2 protein-coding genes and 1 pseudogene are annotated in these 2,664 nt (G+C 64.8%); 2 read left to right on the top strand and 1 reads right to left on the bottom strand.

Features of this window, described 5'->3' with window-relative positions; genetic code table 11:
- Positions 1 to 104 precede the first annotated feature (104 nt).
- Positions 105 to 1,289, top strand: coding sequence for a hypothetical protein (locus tag AC1D34_RS36445; protein WP_476826891.1), 1,185 nt, complete (start codon positions 105 to 107; stop codon positions 1,287 to 1,289).
- Between the two features lie 144 nt (positions 1,290 to 1,433).
- Positions 1,434 to 2,456, top strand: coding sequence for a LysR family transcriptional regulator (locus AC1D34_RS36440; protein ID WP_476826890.1), 1,023 nt, complete (start codon positions 1,434 to 1,436; stop codon positions 2,454 to 2,456).
- Here AC1D34_RS36440 and AC1D34_RS36435 read toward each other — a convergent pair.
- Positions 2,381 to 2,664 (bottom strand): annotated as a pseudogene (locus tag AC1D34_RS36435) (hypothetical protein); the annotation flags it as partial. The gene AC1D34_RS36440 and the pseudogene AC1D34_RS36435 sit on opposite strands and share 76 nt — an antisense overlap.

Raw genomic sequence — 2,664 nt, 5'->3', positions numbered from 1 at the left:
GCCAATGACACATCCAATCCGATGAACAGCCTCATCCCGTAATCCTCCACCTTCAGGGTCGGTACGGGAACGGCGACAGCTTGCCCTTCTAGACGCAAGTGGCAATGGGCAGCGCGCGACGCAGGCCCCGTTACAGCATCTCCCTGATCGACAATCAGATCCCGCAGACCGCGACGGTCGACCGCAAGAAGGCGAAGGTGAGCGTTCGCTATGACGGGAAGCCAGACCTGAAACCGATCGAAGGCACCAGCCTCGAATATGTCGCCAATGCCGCGATACCGGTGATCAAGGCCGGCAGTTCCTATTATGCAGTCCAGAACGGTGTCTGGTTCGTCGCGAACAGCGCGGCCGGCCCCTGGACTGTCGCGACCGAAGTCCCGGCAGCGATCTACGCTATTCCGCCGAGTTCGCCCCTGCATTTCGTGACCTATGTCAGGGTCTACAGTTCCACCCCCGAGACCGTCTATGTCGGATATACCCCGGGCTATTACGGCACGGTCACCGCACCGGGCGGCGTCGTCGTCTACGGCACCGGCTATGTCTATCCGGCCTGGATCGGATCGGCCTGGTATCCGGCACCTCTGACCTATGGATATGGCACGGCTTTCGCCTGGGGCGCGGTGTCCGGGTTCACCCTGGGGGCCATTGCCGGCGCGGCCTGGGCCGGTGGCGCCTGGGGCTGGGGCGGCGGCTGGGGTTGGGGCCACAACAATGTGGTGATCAACAACTTCAATACGTTCAACCAGTTCAACTTCAACCACGCCAACATCTACAACCGCTGGACGAACAACTCGGTGCATAGCCGCATCGACACCCGCATCGCCAACCGGGGCGGGCTCACGCCCGGCCAGCGCGCCAATCTCGGCAACGCACGCGCCAATCTGAATGCGCAGGGCGGCCTGGGCGAGCGAGCTGGCAATCTGCGCCTGAATGACGGGAACATCCGTCAGAACGCCGGCGACATCGCCCGCAACCACCCACGCGCGAATGACCACTACGCGGGTCGCAACGGTGAGGTCTTCCGCCGCGGGAGCAATGGCTGGGAGCAGCATCAGAACGGTCGCTGGGCCAATGCCGGTGGCGGAGAGATCCGTAATCTCGACCGTGAGCAGATCGGCCGGTTCCRTGGCGAGCGGATGGAAAACTTCCGAGGAGGCGGTGGATTCGCGGAGGCTGGCGGTTTCCGTGGCGGTGGCGGCTTCCACGGCGGCGGCTTCACCGGCGGCGGTGGGTTCCATGGCGGAGGAGGTTTCCGTGGCGGCGGATTCCATGGTGGTTTCCGTCGCTAGCGGAGACGCTGGTGCGGCCACGGCCGGCCGCATCCGGCCATTGCGCCTTCACCGCATCGCCCCCGGTCCCGTTCGCGGCAAGCTGTTTGCTTGTCGCGTCCGGCATGGCAGGTTGCCATCCGCCGGACAGGGAGATGCGACGCGATGGAGCTGAAGTGGCTGGAGGACTTTGTGAGCCTCTCGACAACCTTGAGTTTCTCGCGCTCGGCCCGTGAGCGCAACGTCACGCAATCTGCCCTGAGCCGCCGCATCCGGCAGCTCGAGAGCTGGCTCGGCCTGTCCTTGTTCGACCGCAGCAGCTACCCGATCGGCATCACGGAGGAGGGCAAAATCTTCCTGCCGCGGGCGCGTGAGATCCTGAAGCTGGTCCAGACCTCGCGACAGGAGGCGCGCCAGCAGCATGAAGACACGGCCGAAGTGCTGGTCTTCGCCACGCTCAACACCTTGTCCCTGACCTATTTCCCCGGCTTCATCAGGCGCATCGAGGAGCGGCTTGGGTCGGTGAAGACCCGTTTCTGCGACCAGTATTCGTCCTATGACGGCAATGTCGCGGTCCTGAACCAGGGCKAATGCGATTTCCTGCTGACCTATGCGCATGAGACCGTGCCGCTGCTGCTTGATCCCGCTCGTTTCATCTATCGCCGCCTTGGCTCCGAGCGCGCGATCCCGGTCTCGATCGCCGGCGCCGATGGCAGGCCGGTGCATGCTCTCCGCCCCACAGGAGAGCCCGTCCGAATGCTCAGCTACGGCAGCTGCTCGTTCTTTGCCCGTCGTCTGGCCAAGCTCTTCGCCGATCGGCCCGCCCCTCACGTCACCGTCTACGAGAACCCGATGTCGGTCGGCCTCAAGGCGATGGTTTTGGCTGGGCGCGGCATGGCCTGGATCCCGGAAAGCCTGATTACCGAGGAGCTGCGCAGCGGCGTGCTCGTGCCGGCGGCCGATCCCTCCTGGGAGCTGACCGCCGAAATCCGCCTCTACCGTGCCGCATCGCCAAGCCGGCACGGTGCCGAGCTTTTCTGGGCCGCCGTCGATGAGAACATGCCCCTGAGTGCGCCGGACGCACCTGTGCGCCCGATGCCGGGCAGGCTCTCCTATGCGCGGCCCGTCGCGACCAATGCGGGGGACAGGAAGTTGAGATTGGCTGCTGCGTCGATGCCGGCGAGCTGATCATAGAGCGTCGCGATCTCGGCCTCGTTCATCGTGGCCGCACAGCAATCGAGGAATTTTGACTCGCGATCCATGTCGTCGAAGGGGTCCGCAATCGAGCCCTTTGCCTCCGAGCGTTCGACGGTCAGCGTTCGCCCGTCCGCAAGCCGCACGGTCACACGATGCGGCAGGCGCCCGGCAGCGGCCTCCTCGCTCTTGTCACTTGTCA

The sequence above is a fragment of the Allobosea sp. P1_A7 genome (assembly GCF_056406775.1).
This window is presented reverse-complemented; position numbering and strand designations above follow the sequence as displayed.